27 protein-coding genes are annotated in these 23,404 nt (G+C 58.9%); 13 read left to right on the top strand and 14 right to left on the bottom strand.

What is annotated here, in order from left to right; all coding sequences use genetic code 11:
- Positions 1–11: 11 nt before the first annotated feature.
- Positions 12–1,070 (bottom strand): PA0069 family radical SAM protein, encoded by a 1,059-nt coding sequence (locus AO353_RS10810; RefSeq protein ID WP_054594925.1) that lies wholly within the window; start codon positions 1,068–1,070, stop codon positions 12–14.
- 244 nt (positions 1,071–1,314) lie between these two features.
- Here AO353_RS10810 and AO353_RS10805 point away from each other — a divergent pair, with 244 nt between their 5' ends.
- Positions 1,315–1,617, top strand: coding sequence for a hypothetical protein (locus AO353_RS10805; protein WP_054594924.1), 303 nt, complete (start codon positions 1,315–1,317; stop codon positions 1,615–1,617).
- Between the two features lie 99 nt (positions 1,618–1,716).
- On the opposite strand, the gene AO353_RS10800 is transcribed toward AO353_RS10805, so the two are convergent.
- The 3 genes from AO353_RS10800 to AO353_RS10790 are packed head-to-tail and all read right to left on the bottom strand — an operon-like array spanning position 1,717 to position 5,564.
- Entirely contained in the window at positions 1,717–3,024 is a 1,308-nt protein-coding gene (locus AO353_RS10800) for a c-type cytochrome (protein WP_054594923.1), read from the bottom strand.
- Between the two features lie 12 nt (positions 3,025–3,036).
- Entirely contained in the window at positions 3,037–4,821 is a 1,785-nt protein-coding gene (locus tag AO353_RS10795) for a GMC family oxidoreductase (protein WP_054594922.1), read from the bottom strand.
- 2 nt (positions 4,822–4,823) lie between these two features.
- Positions 4,824–5,564, bottom strand: coding sequence for a gluconate 2-dehydrogenase subunit 3 family protein (locus tag AO353_RS10790; RefSeq protein WP_054594921.1), 741 nt, complete (start codon positions 5,562–5,564; stop codon positions 4,824–4,826).
- Positions 5,565–5,873: 309 nt separating this feature from the next.
- Here AO353_RS10790 and AO353_RS10785 point away from each other — a divergent pair, with 309 nt between their 5' ends.
- Positions 5,874–6,530 (top strand): dual specificity protein phosphatase family protein, encoded by a 657-nt coding sequence (locus tag AO353_RS10785; RefSeq protein ID WP_054594920.1) that lies wholly within the window; start codon positions 5,874–5,876, stop codon positions 6,528–6,530.
- Positions 6,531–6,667: 137 nt separating this feature from the next.
- Here AO353_RS10785 and AO353_RS10780 read toward each other — a convergent pair whose 3' ends face one another.
- Both AO353_RS10780 and prlC read right to left on the bottom strand, forming a co-directional pair.
- Positions 6,668–6,958: a YheV family putative zinc ribbon protein gene (locus tag AO353_RS10780; protein WP_019694456.1), complete on the bottom strand. Its 291-nt coding sequence runs from the start codon at positions 6,956–6,958 to the stop codon at positions 6,668–6,670.
- Positions 6,955–9,033 carry an oligopeptidase A gene (gene prlC, locus AO353_RS10775; RefSeq protein ID WP_173859955.1) on the bottom strand — a complete coding sequence of 693 codons (2,079 nt, stop codon included), beginning with the start codon at positions 9,031–9,033 and terminating at the stop codon, positions 6,955–6,957. Before prlC ends, AO353_RS10780 begins: the two co-directional genes overlap by 4 nt.
- A 62-nt stretch (positions 9,034–9,095) precedes the next feature.
- Here prlC and AO353_RS10770 point away from each other — a divergent pair, with 62 nt between their 5' ends.
- On the top strand, positions 9,096–9,641 hold the full coding sequence (locus AO353_RS10770) for a gamma carbonic anhydrase family protein (protein ID WP_054594919.1): 546 nt from the start codon (positions 9,096–9,098) through the stop codon (positions 9,639–9,641).
- A 27-nt stretch (positions 9,642–9,668) separates the two neighbouring features.
- A complete protein-coding gene (locus tag AO353_RS10765) occupies positions 9,669–10,319 on the top strand; it encodes an HAD family hydrolase (protein WP_054594918.1) in 651 nt (216 codons plus the stop codon).
- Between the two features lie 162 nt (positions 10,320–10,481).
- Here AO353_RS10765 and AO353_RS10760 read toward each other — a convergent pair whose 3' ends face one another.
- Positions 10,482–11,558, bottom strand: a complete 1,077-nt coding sequence (locus AO353_RS10760) for an aminopeptidase (RefSeq protein ID WP_054594917.1) — start codon at positions 11,556–11,558, stop codon at positions 10,482–10,484.
- Positions 11,559–11,617: 59 nt separating this feature from the next.
- Here AO353_RS10760 and AO353_RS10755 point away from each other — a divergent pair, with 59 nt between their 5' ends.
- Complete coding sequence (locus AO353_RS10755; RefSeq protein ID WP_054594916.1) at positions 11,618–12,034, top strand: hypothetical protein; 417 nt, start codon at positions 11,618–11,620, stop codon at positions 12,032–12,034.
- A 40-nt stretch (positions 12,035–12,074) separates the two neighbouring features.
- Entirely contained in the window at positions 12,075–12,494 is a 420-nt protein-coding gene (locus tag AO353_RS10750; protein ID WP_054594915.1) for a hypothetical protein, read from the top strand.
- Positions 12,495–12,500: 6 nt separating this feature from the next.
- On the opposite strand, the gene AO353_RS10745 is transcribed toward AO353_RS10750, so the two are convergent.
- Both AO353_RS10745 and AO353_RS10740 read right to left on the bottom strand, forming a co-directional pair.
- On the bottom strand, positions 12,501–12,734 hold the full coding sequence (locus AO353_RS10745; RefSeq protein WP_054594914.1) for a DUF1161 domain-containing protein: 234 nt from the start codon (positions 12,732–12,734) through the stop codon (positions 12,501–12,503).
- Between the two features lie 127 nt (positions 12,735–12,861).
- On the bottom strand, positions 12,862–13,293 hold the full coding sequence (locus tag AO353_RS10740; RefSeq protein ID WP_054594913.1) for an OsmC family protein: 432 nt from the start codon (positions 13,291–13,293) through the stop codon (positions 12,862–12,864).
- Between the two features lie 241 nt (positions 13,294–13,534).
- On the opposite strand from AO353_RS10740, the gene AO353_RS10735 reads away from it, so the two are divergent.
- A complete protein-coding gene (locus AO353_RS10735; protein WP_054594912.1) occupies positions 13,535–14,536 on the top strand; it encodes an LLM class flavin-dependent oxidoreductase in 1,002 nt (333 codons plus the stop codon).
- 67 nt (positions 14,537–14,603) lie between these two features.
- On the opposite strand, the gene AO353_RS10730 is transcribed toward AO353_RS10735, so the two are convergent.
- Positions 14,604–14,825, bottom strand: coding sequence for a DUF1161 domain-containing protein (locus AO353_RS10730; protein ID WP_054594911.1), 222 nt, complete (start codon positions 14,823–14,825; stop codon positions 14,604–14,606).
- 132 nt (positions 14,826–14,957) lie between these two features.
- Positions 14,958–15,173: a dodecin gene (locus tag AO353_RS10725; protein WP_054594910.1), complete on the bottom strand. Its 216-nt coding sequence runs from the start codon at positions 15,171–15,173 to the stop codon at positions 14,958–14,960.
- Positions 15,174–15,315: 142 nt separating this feature from the next.
- On the opposite strand from AO353_RS10725, the gene AO353_RS10720 reads away from it, so the two are divergent.
- Positions 15,316–15,642 carry a DUF883 family protein gene (locus AO353_RS10720; protein WP_054594909.1) on the top strand — a complete coding sequence of 109 codons (327 nt, stop codon included), beginning with the start codon at positions 15,316–15,318 and terminating at the stop codon, positions 15,640–15,642.
- Here AO353_RS10720 and AO353_RS10715 read toward each other — a convergent pair.
- On the bottom strand, positions 15,639–16,529 hold the full coding sequence (locus AO353_RS10715) for a LysR family transcriptional regulator (protein ID WP_054594908.1): 891 nt from the start codon (positions 16,527–16,529) through the stop codon (positions 15,639–15,641). The two genes, AO353_RS10720 and AO353_RS10715, sit on opposite strands and share 4 nt — an antisense overlap.
- 112 nt (positions 16,530–16,641) lie before the next feature.
- Here AO353_RS10715 and trpB point away from each other — a divergent pair, with 112 nt between their 5' ends.
- The 3 genes from trpB (at position 16,642) to AO353_RS10700 (ending at position 19,229) form a co-directional block, all read left to right on the top strand.
- Entirely contained in the window at positions 16,642–17,862 is a 1,221-nt protein-coding gene (gene trpB / locus AO353_RS10710; RefSeq protein ID WP_054594907.1) for a tryptophan synthase subunit beta, read from the top strand.
- Positions 17,862–18,674 carry a tryptophan synthase subunit alpha gene (trpA, locus tag AO353_RS10705; protein WP_054594906.1) on the top strand — a complete coding sequence of 271 codons (813 nt, stop codon included), beginning with the start codon at positions 17,862–17,864 and terminating at the stop codon, positions 18,672–18,674. The genes trpB and trpA overlap by 1 nt, the downstream gene beginning before the upstream one ends.
- A 123-nt stretch (positions 18,675–18,797) precedes the next feature.
- Positions 18,798–19,229 (top strand): anti-virulence regulator CigR family protein, encoded by a 432-nt coding sequence (locus tag AO353_RS10700; protein ID WP_054594905.1) that lies wholly within the window; start codon positions 18,798–18,800, stop codon positions 19,227–19,229.
- A 165-nt stretch (positions 19,230–19,394) separates the two neighbouring features.
- Here the strand turns inward: AO353_RS10700 and AO353_RS10695 are convergent, their stop codons facing one another.
- Together AO353_RS10695 and AO353_RS10690 are read right to left on the bottom strand one after the other, a co-directional pair.
- The gene (locus AO353_RS10695) at positions 19,395–19,721 is read right to left on the bottom strand and encodes a DOPA 4,5-dioxygenase family protein (protein WP_054594904.1); all 327 of its coding nucleotides are present in this window, start codon (positions 19,719–19,721) and stop codon (positions 19,395–19,397) included.
- Between the two features lie 40 nt (positions 19,722–19,761).
- Positions 19,762–20,712, bottom strand: a complete 951-nt coding sequence (locus tag AO353_RS10690) for a choline sulfate utilization transcriptional regulator (protein ID WP_054594903.1) — start codon at positions 20,710–20,712, stop codon at positions 19,762–19,764.
- A 114-nt stretch (positions 20,713–20,826) separates the two neighbouring features.
- Between AO353_RS10690 and betC the strand changes: the two genes are divergently transcribed.
- Positions 20,827–22,341, top strand: coding sequence for a choline-sulfatase (gene betC / locus AO353_RS10685; protein WP_054594902.1), 1,515 nt, complete (start codon positions 20,827–20,829; stop codon positions 22,339–22,341).
- A 15-nt stretch (positions 22,342–22,356) separates the two neighbouring features.
- The gene (gene choX, locus AO353_RS10680) at positions 22,357–23,277 is read left to right on the top strand and encodes a choline ABC transporter substrate-binding protein (RefSeq protein ID WP_054594901.1); all 921 of its coding nucleotides are present in this window, start codon (positions 22,357–22,359) and stop codon (positions 23,275–23,277) included.
- The last annotated feature ends 127 nt before the right edge of the window (positions 23,278–23,404 follow it).

Genomic DNA, 23,404 nt, shown 5'->3' with positions numbered 1-23,404 from the left:
GCCAATTGTTGCTAAAGCAACGACATTTGAGCCCCGGGCGGACAAAAGGCTGTGCAGTCCAGGTTGAAGCCTTCACGTTGATTGAGCCCAAGACGTTTTATTGTTTTGGCGAAGCGTTGCGCCAACAGATCGGCGAACGGTCCTTCACCGCGCATACGAGCGCCAAAACGACTGTCATACAGTTCGCCGCCGCGGCTTTGACGGATCAAACTCAATACATGGGCTGCACGCTGCGGATAGTGGGCTGCCAGCCACTCCTCGAACAACGGTGCCACTTCCAGCGGCAGACGCAACATCATGTACGCCGCACTCTGCGCACCGGCCGCGTGAGCTTCGGTCAGCAGGCTTTCCAGTTCACTGTCGTTGATCATCGGAATCATCGGTGAACACAAGACGCCCACCGGAATTCCAGCCTCGCGCATAACCCGAATCGCCCGCAGCCGCGCCTTCGGGGCAGCCGTTCGCGGCTCAAGGATGCGCTTGAGCTCGTCGTCGAGGCTGGTCAGGCTGATCATCACCGCCACCAGCCGCTGTTCGGCAAGCTCACCGAGCAAATCCAGATCACGAAGAATCAACGAGCCTTTAGTGATGATCGTCACCGGATGCCGGTAACGCAGCAGCACCTGAAGAATCCGCCGGGTGATTTTGTGTTCACGCTCGATCGGCTGATAGGGATCGGTATTTGAGCCCAGATTGATCGGCGCACACTGATAACCGCGCTTGGAAAGCTGCTGCTCCAGTACGTCGGCCGCGTTGCTTTTGGCGATCAGCTTCGTCTCGAAGTCCAGACCCGGTGACAGGTCCCAGTAGGCATGACTGGGTCGCGCATAGCAGTAGATGCAGCCGTGCTCGCAACCTCGATAGGGATTGATCGAGCGATCGAAGGGCAGGTCGGGCGAGTTGTTGCGGGTGATGATGGTTTTCGCCGTTTCGATGCGCACCTCGGTGCCTTGGGTCAGCGGTGCTTCCTGGTACCAGCCATCGTCTTCGACCACCGAACGGTTCGGTGCAAAGCGATTGTGCGGGTTGCTGGCGGTGCCACGTCCGCGAGGTGGCAAGGGCGTGAACATTGGAAAAACCCTCATTGCTGTATGCATGTACAGTACCGAAAGATCCAATGTCAGGCCAGTGCCGTTCGGCAGCTTCAGCGAAAAGATCAGGCTAGCCGCCTACCCACTTTATATAACTACTTGCTAATCACGCTATATACGCAAGAACGAGAAACATATAAGCATTGGTCATCCGATAAAGATAACCCGTACTATCCTTGGCACACGCACCACCAGACTGAATAACCATTAAAAGGATTTAACAATGTCTTTCTTTAATCAACGCGGTATCTTTCTGCAACTTATGCAGCCGAGTCCTTCTGAACCCAATACCCTGGTTTCACTGCAACTTGCCCGTAAAGAACTTGGTTGGGATGCGGAAAATGAAATGCAAACCGAGACGCTGGTGAAATCGATTTTCATGACGGCGGTTTCCAGCGACGGCGGGCACTCCTTCACCCTCGGAACCGTGCGCAAGGATGTCGACGGTGATGGCGACATTGATGCCGATGACAAAGCCAAGCTGCTGGCACTGGCCAAAGCTTACGCAAATATTGTTAATCCATGATTAAACTTGATCGCGTAGCGGCTAATGCACTCTACCGATCATAAACCAACGCCTGCGAGGCTCATTTCGCAGGCGTTGATTATTACAACTTAATAAACATCAATTAGAACTTGTTAGTTTTCCAGACTTGTCAGCAGGCATTGATTTCACTTCATCCTTGCGCACGTCAGCGACGTCAGCCGGCTTAATCTGCGCCCCCTTGTTTCCCCAACTCGTGCGAATGAAGTTCACCACATCCGCCACTTCCTGATCCGACAAACGCCAGGCGAATGCCGGCATGGTGAACGTCGACGGCGCCGTGTGGGTCGCCGGCAAGGTAGCGCCCTTGAGCACGATATTGATCAACGAGACCGGATCGTCCGATTGCAACACCGGATTGCCCGCCAGTGCCGGGAATACCCGGGTGTAGCCATGCCCGTCGGTACGGTGGCAGGCGGCACAGTTGTCGATGTACACCGAGGCACCGGGTTTGCTGTCGTCACCTTTCCACAGCGCTTGTGCCACTTGCGGGTCGTACGGGTGTGGCTGATCGTTCGGATCATTCGCCGGCAAAGACTTGAGGTATCGGGCGATCGCTGTCAGGTCGTCATCGCTCATATATTGCATGCTGTGTTCCACCACATCGCTCATGCCGCCGAACACTGCACTGCGGTCACTACGACCGGTCTTGAGGAACTGCACCAGTTGCTCTTCGCTCCAACTACCGAGTCCATCCTTGTGATCGCCACGCAAGCTTTTCGCGATCCAGCCTTCTAACGGCGCACTGCCTGACAGAAACGCACTGCCTTCGTTGGCGCTCAAGGCTTTTTCCTGCATGGTCAGGGCTCGTGGCGTATGGCAAGCGCCGCAATGTCCGAGGCCTTCCACCAGATAGGCTCCACGGCTGATTGCCGCCTCTTTACCGTCGGCCGGCTGATACGCCACGACGCTTGGCGCAAACATCCAGCGCCAGCCGGTCAGTGGCCAGCGCATGCTCAACGGCCAGGGAATGTCGCTGCCCTTGTTCTCTTGAGTGACCGGCGCCACGCCTTTCATGAAATAGGCATACAAGGCTTTCATGTCTGCATCGCTGACACGGGCATAGGACGGATACGGCATCGCCGGGTAAAGCGTACTACCGTTTTTGGCCACACCATGGCGCACGGCTTTGTCGAAATCGTCAAAGCTGTAGTCGCCCAGGCCGGTTTTGTCCGGGGTAATGTTGGTGGAATAGATCGTGCCGATCGGCGTCTCCATCGGCAGTCCGCCTGCAAACGGCTTACCACCCTTGGCGGTATGGCAAGCCACACAGTCACCCGCGCGGGCGAGGTATTCGCCCTGTTTGATCAACGCTTGCGATGCATCTTCTGCCGCGCTGATCGAGCAACTGCCGAGCAGGGCAAGGGTGGCGATAACGAGATTTTTCATGGTCATCGCTCCTTAAGCCTGAACCAGCGGGCCGGGATTCTTCAGGTACTGCTCGCGAATCGCCCGCGCCGACCAGTAGGTCAGTGCCGCGACCAGACCGGTCGGGTTGTAACCCAATCCTTGCGGGAACGCCGAAGCGCCCGGCACGAACACGTTATGTACGTCCCAGCTCTGCAAATAGCGGTTCAGCGCACTGGTTTTCGGATGGGTGCCCATGATCGCGCCACCATTGAGGTGGGTGGTCTGGTAAGAAGCCGTGTTGAAATGTTCACCCACCTGTTTGCCGAGCAGGGCAATGGCCTTGGGGTTCATCGCTTGTGCGATCTTGCTCATCTTGTCGACCATGAAGCGGTTCATCTTGATGTCGTTTTCATGCCAGTCGAAAGTCATCCGCAGCAGCGGCTGGCCGTAGGCATCGCGGTATACCGGGTCGAGATCCAGGTAGTTGCCTCGGTAGGACTGATGCGCACCGTGAGCGTCCATCGACACCTGGTGGGTGTAATAATCGGCAGTCGCACGTTTCCATGCACTGCCCCAGGCGGGTGTTCCCGGCGGGTTCGAAGTTCCGGCAATCGGCCGGCTGCCGGCCTGGTTGACCCACATCGGTGCACCACCGACAAAGCCGTGCGGGCCGTGATCGAAGTTGTCGGCGTTGAAGTCATCCACCGCCACACCATTGCCACCTGCGCCAATGAAATTATTGGTGTGCACGTCTTTGTCGAAGTAGGCCTTGATCGTCGCCATGTTCTGATAGGCGAAGTTCTTGCCGACCACACCTTCGCCGCTGATCGGGTCGTACGGTTTGCCGATCCCGGACAACAGCATCAACCGCACGTTGTGGAACTGGAACGCACCGAGGATCACCAGGTCCGCCGGCTGCTCGATTTCCCGACCCTGACTATCGATGTAGGTCACACCGGTCGCCTTGCGCTTGGTACTGTCGAGATTGACCCGCAGCACGTGGGAATTGGGCCGCAACTCGAAGTTCGGCAATGGCTTGAGCGCCGGCAGGATGTTCACGTTCGGCGAAGCCTTGGAGTACATGTAGCACACGTAGCCACTGCAAAAACCGCAGAAGTTGCACGGTCCCATCTGCGCACCGTAGGGATTGGTGTAGGGCCCTGAGGTATTGGCGGAAGGCAGGTTGTAGGGTTTGTAACCGACAGCATTGGCGGCATTCTGGAACAACTGCGCGGAGTAGGTGTTCTTCTGCGACGCCAACGGGAAGTGGTTCGAACGGTCCGGCGCATAGGGGTTACCGCCCTTGCCTTCGCCGACCACTTGACCTTTCACGGTCCAGGCCTGACCCGAGGTGCCGAAGACTTTCTCGGCGTAATCGAAAAACGGTTCCAGCTCTTCATAGCTGACGCCAAAGTCCTGGATGGTCATGTCCTTGGGGATGAAGTGCTTGCCGTAGCGCTCCTCATAATGACTGCGCATACGCAACTCGATCGGATCGACCCGAAAGTGCACACCCGACCAGTGCAGTCCGGCCCCGCCCACACCATTACCCGGCAGAAACGCCCCGAGCTGACGGTTGGGCAGCGCAATGTCATTCACGCTATGGCGAATGGTCACGGTCTCTTTGGAGATGTCCTGAAAGAGTTTCTTGCGCACGCTGTAGGTGAGTTCGTCGATCACCTGCGGATAGTTGCCGTCGGGGTAGGTGTCCTGCATCGGCCCGCGTTCCAGCGCCAGCACATTGAGGCCAGCCTCCGTCAGTTCCTTGGCCATGATCGCGCCGGTCCAGCCAAACCCGACGATCACTGCGTCGACCTTCTTCATCGTGGTTGTCATGCTCACGCCCTCTCGCCGCGAATAGAAACTGCCGGGAAGGGGTATTGCTCGTTGCGTTCAACCCAATCCATGAAATCGGCGCGCGCGCCGGGAAAGCCGATCATGGTCCAGCCGACCATGCCTTTGTTGCCGCCGTGGATCGGGTCGCAGAAGAACCCTTCCTTGGTGTTTTGCAGCAAAAGGCTGAAAAAAATCTTCGGCGGGACGCTGTCGAATGTTGGCGTACCGGCCTCCAATTGCTTGAGCAAATCGTCTCGGGTAGCGCTGTCTTGCGCAGCAAAAACTTTGCCGTTGAACGCCTTCGACCAGGCGTCCGTCGCGGCGATACCCAAACGGTAGATGTCCTTGGGAACCAGTTTGCTCTGCCAGCCCATTTCCGGCGCAGCGTCCGCATTGAACGGGCCTTGCATGTACCAGAGAGCACCCGCCGCGTACGGGGTATTCATTTGCCGGTCGATGTACTCCGGCACACCCGCTTCGAGTGCACCCGGTCCCTGTTCATCGGCAGGAATCAAGCGGGCAACCGCTGCCTGGATGAATGCCCACTCTTCGGCGGTGAAGTAGCTCGGCTCATAAACACTGCTGCTGACCGGCGTTTTGCCAGGACCGGCCGGTGCGGCTTCAGGAGCGGCCATCAAGACCGAACTGCCCAAACCGGTACTGGCAACGGTGACCACCGGGATCAAGGTCAGGGATTTGCGTAAAAACTCACGCCGCGGGTTGTCTCGATCTTGATCAGACATGGGGGGGGTGCACCTCATCAGGCATTCACGGATAGATCAGCTGCTTCATGGAGCAGCTTGTCGTTTTGGCAGCGATGCAGGCCGATAAGGCCCGAAGGAAAAGAACATATCTGCAAACTTTAGTTACAAATGGTAGCAGGCTAAGCATATGAGTGAATCGTTTCAGTTTAAAATCCACAGATTATTTCTGAAGTATCGAGGGCCCCTCAGGCTTAACGATTCTTTGACAAGCCCCTCACAGAGCTTTGACTGCTCAGGGTTCAGGCTGGGATTTAGTCACCCATTCCTTCATCCACGGCTCCCTGACTCATGTCGAAAAACCACCTCTTGCTCGCACTGTGCCTGTCGCTCATGGCGTTATTTGCGTTCGATCAGGTTCAAGCCGAGCAAACCCAATCCATCCGTCCCGGCGAATGGGCCCAGCCCGTCGAAGCGCAGTACGGCCTTTACCAGATGTCACCGACTCTCTACCGCAGCACACTTCCCGATCACGGAGCGCTGCCGCTGCTGGAAAAACTCCAGATCACGACGGTGATCAATTTTCTGCCCGAGTCCGACGCAAGCTGGCTATCGACACCCGGCATCAACCTGGTGCAATTGCCGTACAAGACCAGCCATGTCGATGACAGCGAGGTGCTCAGTGCATTGCGGGCCATACAAACCGGTCAAAGCAAAGGCCCGGTGTTGATCCATTGCAAACGCGGATCGGATCGCACTGGCCTGATGGCTGCGATGTACCGCGTGGTGGTACAAGGCTGGAGCAAGGAAGACGCCCTCGACGAAATGACCCAGGGCGGTTTCGACGACAATACCCACTTCAAGAACGGCATTCGCTACATGATGAAGGCAGATATCGACAAACTGCGGACCGCACTGGCCAACGGCGATTGCAGTACCAGTGTGTTTGCGACCTGCTCGATGAAAAGCTGGTTGAAAACGGTCAATAGCGAAAAACCGAAGATCTGAGGGGCGCACCACAACCAGCCCCTGCCCCAAACAGGCAAGGCGGGGTCGTGAACATACAATCGAGGAGTGTGGCGTCAGTCGATAAATACCGCCCTTGAGCGCTCAGACTCAAAGGCGGATTACCAAGCGCCGGGAGATCAGGAGTGATCGTCGGGCTTTTTCTTCAGCTTCGGATTGGGGAAGAACTGCACAGCCTGGACCTTGGCGTCCGGGACTTTCAACGCGGTGGTATTGACCCGCGTACCCAATTCCTTGGGCACTGACAGACCTTGCTCGTTCAGCGTGTCGGAATAACCGCAGGCCACGCATTCGCGGTGCGGCACCTCGTCTTCGCTCCACATCATCAACTTGTCCGGCTCGCTGCACGCCGGGCAGACTGCCCCGGCGATGAAGCGTTTCTTGGTTTTGCTCACTGGCGCGTCACTCATGCTGCCGCGTCCTCGTCGAGGCCGCTATGGCGCAAGAGTGCGTCAATCGACGGTGCACGTCCGCGGAAGTCGACGAACAGCACCATCGGCTCCTGAGAACCGCCGCGCGCCAGGATCGCCTCGCGGAACGCACGACCGGTGGCCGCATTGAGCACGCCGTCTTCCTCGAATTTCGAGAAGGCATCGGCCGACAGCACTTCAGCCCATTTGTAGCTGTAGTAACCCGCCGCATAACCGCCAGCGAAGATATGCGCGAAGCTGTTAGGGAAACGGTTGTAGGCCGGCGGACGCATGACCGAAACCTCGTCGCGCACGCCTTCAAGCACTTGCAGTACGCTGCGACCGTCGCCATGGGTAGCGTGCAGCTCGAAGTCGAACAGCGAGAATTCCAGCTGGCGAACCATCATCAGTCCGGACTGGAAGTTCTTCGCAGCGAGCATTTTTTGCAGCAGGTCCTGCGGCAGTGGCTCGCCGGTTTCGTAATGACCGGAGATCAACGCCAGGCCTTCCGGCTCCCAGCACCAGTTTTCCATGAACTGACTTGGCAGCTCGACCGCGTCCCACGCCACGCCGTTGATCCCGGACACGCCGGAATATTCAACGCGGGTCAGCAGGTGATGCAGGCCGTGACCAAATTCGTGGAACAGCGTGGTGACTTCATCGTGGGTCAGCAGGGCAGGCTTGCCACTGTCGGCCGGGGTGAAGTTGCACACCAGATTAGCCACCGGGCTTTGCAGTACACCTTCAGCGGTGCGGCGACGGTCGCGGGCGCCGTCCATCCAGGCACCGCCGCGCTTGTTGGCACGGGCATACAGGTCGAAGAAGAAGCGCCCGACGTGCTCGCCGTTCTCCTTGATTTCGAACAGGCGAACGTCCGGATGCCAGGTGTCGAAACCTTTCAGCTCGGCGATTTCGATGCCATACAGACGCTGAACGATGGCGAACAGACCGCTCAGGACTTTATCGATCGGGAAGTACGCACGCAGGGTTTCCTGGGCAACGCTGTAACGCTGTTCACGGAGTTTTTCGCCGTAGAAACCGCTGTCCCAGCTTTGCAGATCAGGGCAACCCTGTTCGGCAGCGTAGGCTTTGAGTTGCTCGAGATCCTGCGCGGCGAACGGTTTGCTGCGCTTGGCCAGGTCGCGCAGGAAGCTCAGCACCTGATCGCTGGACTCGGCCATTTTGGTCGCCAGACTCAGCTCCGCGAAACTGGCGAACCCCAGCAGCTTGGCCAGCTCCTGACGCAGGTCGAGGATTTCTTCCATCACCGGGCCGTTATCGTTCTGACCGGCATTCGGGCCTTGGTCCGACGCACGGGTGCAGTAAGCGGCGTAGACTTCTTCGCGTAGCGCGCGGTCTTGGGCGTAGGTCATCACCGCGTAGTAGCTAGGGAATTCCAGGTTGATCAGCCAGCCTTGCAAATCTTTGGCTTGGGCGGCGGCGGCCATTTGCGCCTTGGCCGAATCGGTCAGGCCGGCGAGGGCGGCCTCATCGGTGATGTGCTTGGTCCAGGCCTGGGTGGCATCGAGCAATTGGTTGGAGAAATGGCTGCCCAGCTCGGACAGCTTGCTCTGCACCTCGGCGTAACGCTTTTGCTCTGCCGCCGGCAAATCGATACCCGACAGACGGAAATCACGCAGCGCGTGTTCAAGAATGGTTTTTTGCGCGACATCGAAACCGGCTGCTTCCGGGCTATTGACCAGCGCTTCATAGGCCTGGAACAGCTCGCGGTTCTGGCCCATTTCAGTGGCGTAGGCACTCAGCGCCGGAAGGCAGGACTCGTAAGCCTCACGCAGTTCGGCACTGTTGCACACCGCGTTCAGGTGACTGACCGGGCTCCAGGCTGCGCCCAGGCGATCGTTCAGTTCGTCCATCGCCAGCACCAGGCCCGCCCAGGTAGGCTGTTTGCCCTGAGTTTTGAGGATCTCGGCGATGGCGGCGCGGTTGTCCGCAAGGATCTGTTCGATGGCCGGTTGTACGTGCTCGGCGCGGATCGCCGAGAACGGCGGCAGGTCGTAGGGCTGCAAAAGAGGATTGTTCACGCTCACGGTTGGCACCTTGGCTGGAAGAAACATGCGGCCATCTTAATTACAATCGACGCCAACCGCAGCTATCAACAACAGAGAGAGAGCCTATCGTGTCCCTTCGCAAGTACCAGAACCACACCCCCGTGCTCGGCAAATGCGCCTTTGTCGACAGCTCGGCGGTGGTGATCGGCGACGTCGAAATAGGCGAAGACAGCTCTGTCTGGCCGCTGACCGTGATCCGCGGCGACATGCACCGCATCCGCATTGGCCAGCGCACCAGCGTGCAGGATGGCTGTGTGCTGCACATCACCCACGCCGGGCCCTTCAACCCTGACGGTTTCCCGCTGTTGATCGGCGACGACGTGACCATCGCCCACAAAGTCATGCTGCACGGCTGCTCCGTCGGCAACCGGATCCTGATCGGCATGGGCAGCATCGTCATGGACGGTGCGGTGGTCGAAGACGAGGTGATCATCGGCGCTGGCAGCCTGGTGCCACCGGGCAAACGCCTGGAAAGCGGTTTCCTCTATGTCGGCAGCCCGGTGAAACAGATCCGTCCACTGACTGACAAGGAACGGGCGTTTTTCACCTACAGCGCGGCGAATTACGTGAAGCTCAAAGACCTGCATCTGGCCGAAGGCTACGACCAGCTCTGACACCGGCAGACTCACTCAGGAATATTCATGCATTACCAAACCGTTTTATTCGACCTCGATGGCACCCTGACCGACCCGCGTGAGGGCATCACTCGCTCGATCCAGTTCGCCTTGAGCAAACTGGGGATCGACGAGCCAGACCTGACCAAGCTCGAACACTTCATCGGCCCGCCATTGCTGCAAGCCTTCATGCAGTTCTACGACTTTGATGAGCCGAAGGCCTGGGAGGCGGTGAGTTTCTACCGCGAGCGCTTCAAGGTTACCGGCCTGTACGAAAACCGTGTGTTCGACGGTGTCATGCCATTGTTGGAAACCCTTGATGGGCAAGGGCGGCAGCTGTATATCGCGACGTCGAAGCCGTGGGTTTTCGCCCGGGAAATCGCCCGGCACTTCGGTTTCGATCGGCACTTCAAAGTGATCTACGGCAGCGAACTGGATGGCACCCGCACCGATAAGGTCGAGCTGATTGCCCATTTGATGGCCGAAGAAGGCCTGGATCCGGCCACCACACTGATGATCGGCGACCGCAAACACGACCTGATCGGCGCCAAACGCAACGGTCTGGACGCAGCGGCGGTGGGCTATGGATTCGGCAGCCACGAAGAATTGAGCGCCGAACAGCCGGCGTATCACTTCGAGACATTGGCCGAGTTGCATCAGACGTTTTTGCGGGGTTAACCGCTGGACCGCTTTTGTGGCGAGGGAGCTTGCTCCCGCTGGCCGGTCCGCGCTCGGGCGCAGCAGTCGTAACCTGTGGAAGGTGTTCAACTTGAAACACCGTGCCGCATGATATTGGGGTCGCTGCGCGACCCAGCGGGAGCAAGCTCCCTCGCCACAGGGCTATTTGCCAGCCAACGCTTTCAACGCTGCCTTTCGCTCCCCAACTGGCAACCTGCCGAGTTTTTCCACGGCGGCGTAGAAAGCCACCCAATTACCATCGATCTGTCTAAACAAAGCGGAAAACGCCGGCACCCATTGATCATAGAGTCCGAATGGCAGCAGCCGGGCGTTGTTCATCGGGGCATTGATCCAGGCATCAAAGCGCTTGTCGCCGGCCCATTGGCTGTCGCGCAGGGTTCGATAATCGCTGCGCAAACGTTCGAACTCGGCGACTTTACGCTGGCGCATCTGTTCGGTCGCAAGGGGCAATGCATAGAGTTTTTCGAGTCGCGTACGGGTGTCCAGAATCAGCTGGGTAAATTGATCACGTTGCTGCTCTTGAGCTTTGCCGGCCGGCGGTAAACCGCAAGCTGCACGCCATTGGCGGGTGCCTTCCTGTTCGACGAAGGTGGCGAAAGACTCGTTGAACTCTGTGTCGTCCTTCACATAAAACCGCTGATGCGCCAGTTCGTGAAAAATCAGCGTCGCCAGACGCTCGTCACCCCAGTTCATCATTGAACTGATGATCGGGTCGTTGAACCAGCCCAAGGTCGAATAGGCTTCAACACCGCTGATCGACACGTCCATGCCCTGCAGGCGCAGCAGCGCAGCGTTGCCTCGCGCGGCGCTCTGGCTGTAGTACCCGCGATAGGCCACGCACCCGGCGATCGGAAAGCAATGATTCTGCGGCTTGAGGGAAAACTCCGGCGTGGCGAACACATTCCACACCACATACGGTCGGCCAATGTCGGCGTAGAGGCGATAACTTTTGTTGTCTGGCAAGTGCAACCGCTGGCTGGCGAACTCGCGGGCCTTTTGCGACTGAGCCAGGCGCGCGCGCAGTTTCGCGTCACGCGCAGGGTCGGCAACCACCTCGCTCACCGGCTCACGCGCCCGCAGCAATTGCCACTGACCGCTGGCCAACTGACCGTAGTAATTGACGCTCGAGCAACCGTTCAGCAACAAAAGCAACGCGGCCGGAAACAAAACGCGCAAAACGCGATCAAGTAACCGATGGCTTGAAAGCAGCCTGATCACATCAAATCATCCTTGGGGAGTCTGCCCGCAAGACTATCTCGCCTGACTGGAGCTTCGCTATGCGCGCGTTATTGCTGACTGCAAACCTGCTGATGCTGGCTGGCTGTGTTGGACTGCCCCAACCCGACCCGACGCAAGCCTGGATCGACCTCGGGCCCCATCAACATGACACTGTGTTGCAAGCGCTGGAAGTGGACGCCAAGGCCACCGCCGATAAACGCTACTTCCAGATTCCACCGGGCAGCCATGAGTTGAAGGTGCGTTATCAGTTCGCGGTAGAACCAACGAATATCGGCCCCGACGCCGAACCGCTATGGCGCGATTGCCGGTTAAGTGTGAAGTTCAACGACTTCAGTGCCGGCCAGCGATATCAACTGCAAGCGGGGAATATCGGCTTCCGGCCGTGGGCCAAACTCTATGATCAGCAGCGCAAAGTCGTTGGCCAAGCGCATCTGGCGGGCTGCCAACGCACCTGATCAGCGCTATGCTTATTACCTGACCGCTCGGAAATCAATCATGCGCAGGTATCTGCTGTTTTTCGCTATCAGCTCTCTGACTGCCTGTGTGAGCCCGCTACCCACCGCGAACCCGAACATGGCCTGGGTCGACTTCGCCATGCCGACGCCCGGGGGCAAAGTCCTCATGGCCGAGAGCCTGGACAATAAGCGCCTGAAAGACGGGCGATTCTTCCAGGTCACACCCGGCAGCCATGAATTGAAGGTTCGCTTCGACTTTGAGCAGTTTTACGGAGGTTTTGGCATGCAATTCGACTCGCCAAACCGACTGTGCTATTTGACCGTGCGCTACGATCATTTCGAAGCCGGCCAACGTTACCTGCTCGAAGCTCGCTCGCTGACCACCACACCCAGCGCCCGGCTGTATAACGCCAAGCGCGAGCTCGTCGCCGAAGAGAGTCAGACTTTTTGCATCCCGTAAGACGGATTATCTGTCGTTCTTCTGATAGATGATTTTCTTCGTTCCGCCTTCACACGTGCCGACCACCATGTTCTGGTCGTGCACTTCGTCATTGGTGACGATCTCCAGGGTGTAGGACGATACGTTATTGGCCTGGATCTTGGATTCGATCTCGGCCTTGAGTTCTTCGCAGGATTTGGTTGCCGCCAGGGCCGATGTGGCCAGCACACTGCAGATAACCGCCAAGGCAAAACGTTTCATGGTTGAAGCTCCCTTGAGGCAGCGCGCACAGTCATGCGCTGAAGCTGCTGTCACTTATTCGACCACAGTTTCAGTTCACGAGTTCTGATTTGTAGCAGCTGGCGTGCCAGCTGCTACCAGGGCGCGATCAGCCCACGAGTGTCGCATCAAGCGTGATTTTAGCGTTCAACACCTTGGAAACCGGGCAGCCTACTTTAGCCTTCTTGCTCAACTCCTCGAATTGCTGCTGGCTCGCGCCAGGGATTTTCGCTTTGAGCGTCAGGTGCACGGCGGTGATCGCAAAACCACCGTCGACCTGATCCAGCGTCACTTCGGCCTGGGTGTCGATCGTGTCGGCCTTGAGGCCAGCCTCGCCGAGAATCATCGAAAATGCCATGGAGAAACACCCCGCATGAGCGGCGCCGATCAGTTCTTCCGGGTTGGTGCCCGGGCCGCCTTCGAAACGCGCCTTGAAGCCATAAGGTGCATCTTTCAGGACCCCGGTTTCGGTGGAGATAGAACCAAGGCCGGTCTTCAAATCACCGACCCAATGTGCCGATGCTTTCTTTTTGATACTCATCTCTGCCTCCTCAATATCCGGCGCGAGGATCGCGCCTTCATGGTTTTCGGTTGCCTGGGTTCTGAGGATAGAAGGCTGGGCAAAGTTCATCGTGTCGGATCGAACCGCTTATCTGGTCGGCAATTTCACGTCTGCTATTGAAACTCGGGTATATGCCCACATTGCATAGAACACGCTCATGCATTCGGCAGGTTTTCGTTGGTGAAAAAAGCCTGCGTACCCTCATTGGAGAAGCCGGCTTATGAAACAACTGTCCGATATCAAGTTCTCGACGCTGGACCTGGTGCCCGTTCGCGAGAACGGCAGCCCTGCGCAATCGCTGCGTAACTCGCTGGACCTGGCGCAACACGTGGAGAAGTGGGGCTATAACCGCTTCTGGGTCGCCGAACACCACAACATGGATGGCATCGCCAGCTCTGCGACTTCCGTACTGCTTGGCTATCTGGCCGGCGGCACGTCGAGCATTCGTGTCGGCTCCGGTGGCGTGATGCTGCCCAACCATGCGCCGCTGGTGATTGCCGAACAATTCGGCACCCTTGAAAGCCTCTATCCGGGGCGAATCGACCTCGGTCTGGGTCGCGCACCGGGCTCCGATCAGATGACCGCCCGCGCCTTGCGCCGTGAACGCTCCGGCAGCGCCGACGATTTCCCCGAAGACGTCGCCGAACTGCTGCGCTACCTGGGCCCACGCACGCCGGACCAGCGCATTATCGCGATGCCCGGCACCGGCACCCATGTGCCGGTCTGGCTGCTGGGCTCCAGCCTGTTCAGCGCGCAACTGGCCGGCGAGCGCGGTTTGCCTTACGCCTTCGCCTCGCATTTCGCACCGCGTTATATGCATGAAGCGATTCGGGTTTACCGCAATCACTTCAAGCCTTCAGCCGTACTGGATAAACCCTACGTGATGCTGGGCGTGCCGCTGGTAGCCGCCGACACCGACGAACAAGCCGATTACCTGGCAACCTCGGTCTACCAACGAATCCTGGCGCTGATGCGCGGCCAAAGCCTGGTTCAACGGCCACCGGTGAAAACCATGGATGGCCTGTGGTTGCCCCATGAGAAAGAAGCCGCCGGTGATTTCCTCGGCCTGGCGATGGTCGGCAGCCCGGCGAAAATTCGCGGCAAACTTGAAGTGCTGATCGAGCAGACTCAAGCCGACGAGTTGATCTTCACCTGTGACCTGTACGAACACGCTGATCGCCTGCATTCCTACGAACTGCTGGCACAAGTAATGAAGGGCTAAGGCTCGGAAAGCGCCTGCAAAAAAGCCGACGCCATGGCGTCGGCTTTACATAAACAGCTGACTCAACCTACTTCTTGTAGACGATGACCTTCTTGCCTGCCTCGCATTTTCCGACCACCTTGCCACCCGCGGCCGCGCCTTTATCGACGATTTCCAGCGAATAGTTTTTGGAGCCCTTGGCATCGATTTTTGCCGCAATTTCGCTTTTCAGCTCTTCGCACGGTTTGCCCGCCGCAAAGGTTGTTCCCGCAATGCTCAACAAACCCACCGCCAATATAAATTTCTTCATCGGTCACATTCCCTGGTCGGATCAAAAGGGGTAAGCGTTAACACTCGGGCACCTGACGCCCAAGACGAAGTAGCGCTTTGCCATTCCCTATGGCAATCGGCCAGCGCACAAGTTCAGAAGCCTAGCTCAACCTCAGCTATTGGCAATCCGGAACCCGACTTTGAGCGTGACCTGAAAGTGTGCCGCCTTGCCGTCCTTGATGTGCCCGCGGGTTTCGGTAACCTCGAACCACTCCATCAGCTTGATGCTTTTGCTGGCCTCGGCCAATGCATTGTTGATGGCATCTTCAATGCTGGTAGGGGACGAGCCAACCAGTTCGACTTTCTTGTAAGTGTGATGGTCAGTCATGGCGTTCTCCTGGAATTGTGATTAGAGCCTAGCAGCGATTGTCGGTATTTCTTCTGTCGTTGAAGGTTCAAAATGAATGCACTTTCCCGAACCGTTGGAGTCCCAACCAACACAAGCACTCAATCAATGAAGGAGAGTCATCATGGCCATCACCTCGTTGCGTAAAGCCTCATTGCAAAGCATGGAAGCCGAGATCGAAAGTCTGCTCAAGTCGCTGGAAAGCTTGAAGAGTGATACCTCGGACGAGTCGCTGAAAACTCTCAAGGCCCTCAAAAACAACGCCGAGAACGCGCTGAGACACTCGCGCCACCTGCTCAGCGATGCATACGAAGAAGTCAAAGTCAAAACCCGCGAAACCGGGATCGCCACCCGCGATTACGCCCAGGAACACCCATGGACTAGCGCTAGCGTCGCAGTCGGTGCCTTGGGTTTGCTGGCCGCGTATCTGCTATACAAACGCGGCCATTAAGGCTGGCGCAGCTCGTTTTTCAGCCACTGCGCCAACTGCCGAGCGCGCCCGTCAGCGGCGCGCTTGGGTAGCCACAACGCCAGTTGCGCCGGGGTTTCACTGAAACCCCACGGCGCAACCAGGCGACCGGCCTTCAAGTCCTCGGCCACCAGCGGCTCAGGGGCAATCGCCACGCCCAGCCCGGCCACCGCCGCCTCCAGCAAATAATACAAATGCTCGAAACCCTGCCCGAACTTCAGCGCCTTGGCGTCGAGGTCGTTGCGCTGAGCCCAACTGGGCCAGGCTTGCGGGCGTGAAGTGGTGTGCAGCAAGGATTGGTTGAGCAGCGCGGCCGCTGGCGCCTGGCACAGACTGTCGTAACCGGCAAAGCGAGGGCTGAGCACCGGGCCGATGCGCTCGCTGGCCAATTCATAAACCTGCATGTCCGCAGGCCACGGCGGCTCGGCAAACACCAGCAAGGCATCGAGCCCCGGCCGCCGTGGGTCAAGATCGCCTTCACCCGCCGACAGGTGCAAACGCAAGTCCGGCAGGTCGGCATTCAACCGGCCCAGACGTGGAATGAACCAGCGCGCCAGCAAACTGCCAGAGCAGCCAAGCACGAACGGCGCGTCGGCGTGACCTTGCGTCAGTTCACCGCAAACGGTGCGCAAACGCTCGAAGGCCTCGCTGCTGGCATCGCGTAAGCGCACGCCGGCATCTGTGAGTTTCAGGCCGCGCCCATCCTTGACGAACAGGCTCACCCCCAGATGCTCCTCCAGTACTTTCAACTGTCGACTGACGGCACCGTGAGTCACATGCAGTTGCTCCGCAGCCTGACTGACGCTGTTCAGGCGGGCAGTGGCTTCGAAGGCGCGCAGGGCGTTCAGCGGGGGGAGGTCGTGGCTCATGATATCTGTGAGTTTTCCTGACAGGTTACGGCGATCTTATCGGTTTTCAGCCCGGGACGTCAGGGGTAGAGTGAACGCCATTGCCACTTCACGAATTCAACTGGAGCGCCCCATGACCCAGACTAATCTGCGCAACGGCCCTGATGCCAACGGCCTGTTTGGCGCGTTCGGCGGCCGCTACGTCGCCGAGACCCTGATGCCGTTGATCCTCGACCTGGCCCGCGAATATGAAGCGGCCAAGGATGATCCGGCGTTCAAAGAAGAACTGGCCTACTTCCAGCGCGACTACGTCGGCCGCCCAAGCCCGCTGTACTTCGCCGAGCGCCTGACCGAGTTCTGCGGCGGCGCGAAGATCTACCTCAAGCGCGAAGAGCTGAATCACACCGGCGCGCACAAGATCAACAACTGCATCGGCCAGATCCTGCTGGCACGGCGCATGGGCAAAAAACGCATCATCGCCGAGACCGGCGCCGGCATGCATGGCGTGGCGACTGCCACCGTGGCCGCGCGCTTTGGCCTCGATTGCGTGATCTACATGGGCACCACCGACATCGAGCGCCAACAGGCCAACGTGTTCCGCATGAAACTGCTGGGCGCCGAAGTGATCCCCGTGGTCGCCGGCACCGGCACCCTGAAAGACGCGATGAACGAAGCCCTGCGTGACTGGGTGACCAACGTCGACAGCACCTTCTACCTGATCGGCACCGTGGCCGGCCCGCACCCTTATCCGGCGATGGTCCGCGACTTCCAGGCAGTGATCGGCAAAGAAACCCGCGAACAACTGCAAGCCAAGGAAGGTCGCCTGCCGGACAGCCTGGTGGCGTGCATCGGTGGTGGTTCCAACGCCATGGGCCTGTTCCACCCGTTCCTCGATGACAAAAGCGTCGAAATCATCGGCGTTGAAGCGGCGGGTCATGGCATCGAAACCGGCAAACATGCGGCCAGCCTGAACGGCGGCGTACCGGGCGTGCTGCACGGCAACCGGACCTTCCTGCTGCAGGACGACGATGGCCAGATCATCGATGCTCACTCGATCTCCGCCGGCCTCGACTATCCGGGCATCGGTCCGGAACACGCCTGGTTGCATGACATCGGCCGCGTTCAGTACACCTCGGTGACTGACCACGAAGCCTTGGACGCCTTCCACAAATGCTGCCGCCTGGAAGGGATTATTCCTGCACTGGAAAGCGCCCACGCCCTGGCCGAAGTGTTCAAACGCGCACCGACCCTGCCGAAGGATCACCTGATGGTGGTCAACCTGTCCGGCCGTGGCGACAAAGACATGCAAACCGTGATGCACCATATGGATCAGTCCCAGCAGGAGAAACACTGATGAGCCGCCTGCAAACGCGCTTCGCCGAACTCAAAGAACAGAACCGCGCCGCCCTGGTGACCTTCGTCACTGCCGGCGACCCGAGCTATGACACCTCGCTGGCGATCCTCAAAGGTTTACCAGCGGCAGGTGCCGACGTGATCGAACTGGGCATGCCCTTCACCGATCCGATGGCCGACGGCCCGGCAATCCAGCTCGCCAACATCCGCGCCCTGGGCGCCAAGCAAAACCTGGCGAAAACCCTGCAAATGGTTCGCGAGTTCCGCAAAGACAACAACCACACGCCGCTGGTGCTGATGGGTTACTTCAACCCGATTCATTATTACGGCGTACCGCGTTTCATCAGCGATGCCAAGGAAGCCGGTGTCGATGGCCTGATCGTGGTCGACATGCCGCCAGAACATAACGCCGAGCTGTGCGACCCGGCGCAAGCGGCTGGCATCGACTTCATCCGCCTGACCACACCGACCACCGACGACGTGCGTCTGCCGACGGTGCTCAATGGCAGTTCCGGTTTTGTGTACTACGTGTCGGTGGCCGGTGTGACCGGTGCTGGCGCAGCGACCCTGGAACACGTCGAAGAAGCCGTGGCCCGCTTGCGTCGCCACACCGACCTGCCGATCAGCATCGGGTTCGGCATCCGCACACCAGAGCAAGCGGCGTCCATCGCCCGTCTGGCAGACGGCGTGGTGGTGGGTTCGGCACTGATCGACCACATCGCTAACGCAACCACACCCGAGCAGGCCATCGACGGCGTACTCGGCCTGTGCTCGGCGTTATCCGAAGGTGTGCGTAAAGCCCGCGTCAGCTAAGAGTAAAGTTCCTGATACAGAGGAATTAGTGCCCGGCGCCGCAGACTAAATAGCAAGACCCAGGGGTTTGGAACCGAGTTCTAAGCCCCTTTTTTTGCTGTGGATGCTCTGAGGAAGACCCAAATGAAAATGCCCAAACGCTTGATCGCCAGCCTGGGTGTATTGATGCTCAGCGCCACGCCCTTGCTCCACGTAAGCGCCGATGAGCGCGACGATCATGATCGCGGTGGCCCGCGGTATGAGCATCGCGGCGATGATCACCGCGATCACCGCCCTGAATACAGACGGCCACCGCAGGACTTCGGTCCGGTGCGCGAAGTGATCCGCGTCAACCACGGGTATTTCGTCCGCGGTGCACCACCACCGCCAGGCGTTCGCTGGGTCAGAGGCCAACCCTTGCCGCGCGGCTACTATGGTGAGCGCCTGGACAGCCGGGCCCTCGAACGCTTGCCGTATTACCCAGGTTACGAATGGCGACGCATGGGCGGTGACATCGTGCTGATCGCCATAGGCACCGGGGTGGTTTATGAAGTGCTGGAAGGGGTTCTGTACTAAATACCGTCCGTGGCGAGGGAGCTTGCTCCCGCTCGACTGCGTAGCAGTCGTAACTCAGCGACCTCGTCTTACCTGATGTAACCGGGTCGTTGAAGTTGGGGCCGCTTCGCGACCCAGCGGGAGCAAGCTCCCTCGCCACGGGTTTGCACTGTACTGAACATATGCTCAAAAAATCGACAAATCCAGTGGCCGAACCGCACCCATCCAGATCGCATGGTCGGTGTGGTCCGCCAGGTCGTCGCCCGTATCCGGGTGTACAAACACCACCAGACCTTTGCGATTAAGCGCCAGCCACGGCAGCACTTCGCCGAGCAACTCCGGTGCAAAGGCCAGCTGGCAGCTCCAGTCCGGGTGCGGGCCGACCAGCCGTTCGTGGACCCGGCCCATCTTCAGCGGGAACAGCTGCGCAGCCTGCTCACACAGGGCTCGCGCCTGATCGATGGTGTTCGCGTCAAAGTACACATGGGCGTGATAGCCCTTGATTCGTTGCATAGCGTTCTCGTGTCTCGGGATTCATTCCTCACCCGCAACGCTACACCGCAATAGACGGCAGCGCCAAACCTGTCAGCGACTCCGCGCTGCTGGCCTGTTCGGTCATCAGCCAATCGACGAACTGCTGGATCAGCGCACTGCGGCGCTTGCGCTGGGGCAAGACCACGTAATAGCCGAAGCTCGATATCGCCGTCTCGGCAATCGGTCGGCACAACAAGCCTTGCGCCAGCAAGTTATCCACAAGGTGTCGCCAACCAATAGCCACGCCCTGACCGCCAATCGCCGCTTGAATCAACAGTGTGTAGTTGTCGAAACGCAACTGCCCGGGCGCGGGCGGTGTGGCGATACCCAAGGTGCGGAACACGCCGCTCCAGTCGAACCAGTGGCTGCTGTTTTCGCCACGTAAATGCAGCAGCGGCAACTCTTGTAGAGCGTGGGCGGGCAGGGGCACTGCGCGGTCTTTGAGCAGCAGCGGGCTGCACACCGGGAACACCTCTTCACTGAACAGCCAATGGCTTTCGCCCTGCTTGAAGCGCCCATCGCCAAACAGCACGGCCACGTCGATGTCAGTGCGCAGCATGTTGTGGCTGCGCTCGCTGGTGACCAGGCTGACATCCACCTGTGGATTGGCCTCATGAAAACGGTGTAAACGCGGCATCAGCCAATAGGCGGCGAAGGCAAAGTCGGTGGCAACCTGCAACACTTCGTGCTGATGCTGGGCGCTGATTGCATTCAGCCCGGCGTCGATGCTCTGCAAACCGACCTGCACCTGCTCGAACAGAATCGCCCCGGCCTCGGTCAGCTCGATGCCTCGGTAGATGCGGTCGAACAGCCGCGTGCCGAGTTGCTCCTCCAGCCGTTTGAGCTGCTGGCTGACGGCGGGCTGCGTGGTGCCGAGCTCCACCGCCGCAGCGGTAAAGCTGCGATGACGTGCCGCGGCTTCAAAGGCGCGAAACAGGTCCAGGGACAAATCACCAAGGGCGTCATACATAAGCTGTGCTTATCCTAGTCATTGCCGGGCGTGGGCTTTACCGCGAAGTGCGTGGGCTACATCCTCGATCACAGCACTTTCGCATAACTGCTCACTATGGAATGCCGCGATCTCATGAAGCGCAAGAACATTCTTTTCATCATGGCCGATCAAATGGCCGCGCCCCTGTTGCCGTTCTACGGTTCATCGCCGATCAAGCTGCCCAACCTGAGCCGCCTCGCCGCACAAGGCGTGGTGTTCGACGCTGCGTATTGCAACAGCCCGTTGTGTGCCCCTTCGCGTTTCACCCTGGTCAGCGGCCAATTACCGAGCAAGATCGGCGCCTACGACAACGCGGCGGATTTTCCGGCAGATGTACCGACCTATGCCCACTACCTGCGGCGCCTCGGCTACCGCACCGCGTTGTCCGGCAAGATGCACTTCTGTGGCCCGGATCAGTTGCATGGCTACGAAGAACGCCTAACCAGCGACATCTACCCGGCTGACTACGGTTGGGCAGTGAACTGGGATGAGCCGGACGTACGCCCGAGCTGGTATCACAACATGTCCTCGGTGCTACAGGCCGGGCCTTGCGTGCGCACCAATCAGCTGGATTTCGACGAGGAGGTGGTGTTCAAGGCCCAGCAGTACCTGTTCGATCACATCCGCGAAGATGGCGATCAGCCGTTTTGCCTGACCGTGTCGATGACTCACCCACACGATCCGTACACCATTCCCAAGGCCTTTTGGGACCTGTACGACGACAACGACATCCCATTGCCGGAAACCCCGGCGCAAACCGATCTCGATCCGCATTCCCAGCGCCTGCTCAAAGTGTACGACCTGTGGGACAAGCCGCTGCCTGTGGATAAGATTCGCGATGCGCGCCGCGCCTATTTCGGTGCGTGCAGCTATATCGACAGCAACGTCGGCAAACTTCTGCAAACCCTCGAGGATACGGGGCTGATCGACGACACCATCATCGTTTTCTCTGGCGACCACGGCGACATGCTCGGCGAGCGTGGGCTCTGGTACAAAATGCACTGGTTCGAAATGGCCGCCCGCGTGCCGCTGCTGGTCAGCGCACCGGGGCAGTTCGCCGCTGGGCGAGTCGGCGCTGCGGTGTCCACCGCCGACTTGCTGCCAACCCTGGTGGAACTGGCCGGCGGCACGTTAGAGCCCGGCTTGCCACTGGACGGTCGCTCGCTGGTGCCGCACCTGCAAGGGCAGGGCGGACACGACGAAGTGTTTGGTGAATACATGGCCGAAGGCACCATCAGTCCGCTGATGATGATCCGCCGTGGCGCCTACAAATTCATCTACAGCGAAGACGATCCGTGCCTGCTTTTCGACGTGCACAACGATCCGCATGAACAGGAAGAACTCAGCCAATCCTTGCAACATCGCCAGTTGTTCGACGGTTTTCTCGCCGAAGCACGGGCTAAATGGAATATTCCGGAAATCCACCAACGGGTTCTCGCCAGCCAGCGTCGACGACGTTTCGTCGCCCAGGCGCTGACGTTCGGCAAGCTGAAGAGCTGGGATCACCAGCCGTTTATCGATGCCAGTCAGCAGTACATGCGCAACCATATCGACCTCGATGATCTGGAGCGCAAAGCACGTTATCCACAACCCTGCCAAAACCAATAACGTAAGGGGAAGAACATGCAAAAGTTATCCACAGTACTGACGGCGGGGCTGCTGGCCTTGAGCAGCGTTTCGGCCTACGCCGAGCAAAGTTGCGACACGGTGAAAATGGCGGACCCGGGCTGGAGCGACATTGCCGCAACCAACGCCATCACCGGTTTCCTGCTTGAAGGCATGGGCTACAAGGCCAAGGTCGACACCTTGGCGGTGCCGATCACCTTTGGCGGGCTCAAGGACGGCCAGGTCGATGTGTTCCTGGGTAACTGGATGCCGGCGCAGCAGGGCTTCTACGACAAATTCGTGGCCAATGGCGATGTCACCCAGCTGTCGAAGAACCTCGACGGCACCGAGTTCACCCTGGCAGTGCCAGACTACGTGTGGGACGCCGGTGTGCATAACTTTGCCGACTTGAACAAATACGCCGACAAGTTCGACAAGAAGATCTACGGCATAGGCTCCGGAGCCCCGGCGAACATCTCGCTGCAAGAGATCATCAAGAAGAACGATTTCGACCTCGGCCAATGGAAGCTGATCGAATCCAGCGAACAGGCAATGCTCGCCGAAGTGTCCCGCGCGGTGAAAAAGCAGAAGTTCGTGACCTTCCTCGGCTGGACCCCGCACCCGATGAACGTGCAGCTGAAAATGCATTACCTGAAGGGCGGCGAGAAATACTTCGGCGACACCGGCAGTGTGCACACCTTGACCCGCAAAGGTTATGCACAGGCCTGCCCGAACGTCGGCAAACTGTTGACCAACCTGAGCTTCACCCAGGAGATGGAGAACAGCATCATGGCCGAAGTGGTCAACAAGAAGCTCAGCAACGCCGACGCGGCGAAGGCGTGGATCAAGGCCAATCCGGCGGTGCTGGACAAGTGGCTGGATGGCGTGAAGACCGTGGATGGGAAGGACGCGTTGCCAGCCGTAAAGGCCAAACTGTAGGGATCTCTGACCACCCTGTGGCGAGGGAGCTTGCTCCCGCTCGACCGCGCAGCGGTCGCAAAATCGCTCATTGCGTTGTATCTGAAAGAGCGCGATTGCCGGTTTTGGGGCTGTTATGCAGCCCAGC

It is taken from the genome of Pseudomonas fluorescens, from assembly GCF_001307155.1.
In the GTDB taxonomy this organism is placed as follows: domain Bacteria; phylum Pseudomonadota; class Gammaproteobacteria; order Pseudomonadales; family Pseudomonadaceae; genus Aquipseudomonas; species Aquipseudomonas helvetica.
The sequence above is the reverse complement of the archived record's forward strand: the minus strand, read 5'-3'. Positions and strand labels throughout refer to the sequence as shown.

Excerpts from the sequence above, each read along its gene's own strand:
- AO353_RS10810 (WP_054594925.1), bottom strand. The coding sequence starts at position 1,070 with ATGTTCACGCCCTTGCCACCTCGCGGACGTGGCACCGCCAGCAACCCG.
- AO353_RS10805 (WP_054594924.1), top strand. The coding sequence starts at position 1,315 with ATGTCTTTCTTTAATCAACGCGGTATCTTTCTGCAACTTATGCAGCCG.
- AO353_RS10800 (WP_054594923.1), bottom strand. The coding sequence starts at position 3,024 with ATGAAAAATCTCGTTATCGCCACCCTTGCCCTGCTCGGCAGTTGCTCG.
- AO353_RS10795 (WP_054594922.1), bottom strand. The coding sequence starts at position 4,821 with ATGACAACCACGATGAAGAAGGTCGACGCAGTGATCGTCGGGTTTGGC.
- AO353_RS10790 (WP_054594921.1), bottom strand. The coding sequence starts at position 5,564 with ATGTCTGATCAAGATCGAGACAACCCGCGGCGTGAGTTTTTACGCAAA.
- AO353_RS10785 (WP_054594920.1), top strand. The coding sequence starts at position 5,874 with ATGTCGAAAAACCACCTCTTGCTCGCACTGTGCCTGTCGCTCATGGCG.
- AO353_RS10780 (WP_019694456.1), bottom strand. The coding sequence starts at position 6,958 with ATGAGTGACGCGCCAGTGAGCAAAACCAAGAAACGCTTCATCGCCGGG.
- prlC (WP_173859955.1), bottom strand. The coding sequence starts at position 9,033 with ATGTTTCTTCCAGCCAAGGTGCCAACCGTGAGCGTGAACAATCCTCTT.
- AO353_RS10765 (WP_054594918.1), top strand. The coding sequence starts at position 9,669 with ATGCATTACCAAACCGTTTTATTCGACCTCGATGGCACCCTGACCGAC.
- AO353_RS10755 (WP_054594916.1), top strand. The coding sequence starts at position 11,618 with ATGCGCGCGTTATTGCTGACTGCAAACCTGCTGATGCTGGCTGGCTGT.
- AO353_RS10750 (WP_054594915.1), top strand. The coding sequence starts at position 12,075 with ATGCGCAGGTATCTGCTGTTTTTCGCTATCAGCTCTCTGACTGCCTGT.
- AO353_RS10745 (WP_054594914.1), bottom strand. The coding sequence starts at position 12,734 with ATGAAACGTTTTGCCTTGGCGGTTATCTGCAGTGTGCTGGCCACATCG.
- AO353_RS10740 (WP_054594913.1), bottom strand. The coding sequence starts at position 13,293 with ATGAGTATCAAAAAGAAAGCATCGGCACATTGGGTCGGTGATTTGAAG.
- AO353_RS10735 (WP_054594912.1), top strand. The coding sequence starts at position 13,535 with ATGAAACAACTGTCCGATATCAAGTTCTCGACGCTGGACCTGGTGCCC.
- AO353_RS10730 (WP_054594911.1), bottom strand. The coding sequence starts at position 14,825 with ATGAAGAAATTTATATTGGCGGTGGGTTTGTTGAGCATTGCGGGAACA.
- AO353_RS10725 (WP_054594910.1), bottom strand. The coding sequence starts at position 15,173 with ATGACTGACCATCACACTTACAAGAAAGTCGAACTGGTTGGCTCGTCC.
- AO353_RS10720 (WP_054594909.1), top strand. The coding sequence starts at position 15,316 with ATGGCCATCACCTCGTTGCGTAAAGCCTCATTGCAAAGCATGGAAGCC.
- AO353_RS10715 (WP_054594908.1), bottom strand. The coding sequence starts at position 16,529 with ATGAGCCACGACCTCCCCCCGCTGAACGCCCTGCGCGCCTTCGAAGCC.
- trpB (WP_054594907.1), top strand. The coding sequence starts at position 16,642 with ATGACCCAGACTAATCTGCGCAACGGCCCTGATGCCAACGGCCTGTTT.
- trpA (WP_054594906.1), top strand. The coding sequence starts at position 17,862 with ATGAGCCGCCTGCAAACGCGCTTCGCCGAACTCAAAGAACAGAACCGC.
- AO353_RS10700 (WP_054594905.1), top strand. The coding sequence starts at position 18,798 with ATGAAAATGCCCAAACGCTTGATCGCCAGCCTGGGTGTATTGATGCTC.
- AO353_RS10695 (WP_054594904.1), bottom strand. The coding sequence starts at position 19,721 with ATGCAACGAATCAAGGGCTATCACGCCCATGTGTACTTTGACGCGAAC.
- AO353_RS10690 (WP_054594903.1), bottom strand. The coding sequence starts at position 20,712 with ATGTATGACGCCCTTGGTGATTTGTCCCTGGACCTGTTTCGCGCCTTT.
- betC (WP_054594902.1), top strand. The coding sequence starts at position 20,827 with ATGAAGCGCAAGAACATTCTTTTCATCATGGCCGATCAAATGGCCGCG.
- choX (WP_054594901.1), top strand. The coding sequence starts at position 22,357 with ATGCAAAAGTTATCCACAGTACTGACGGCGGGGCTGCTGGCCTTGAGC.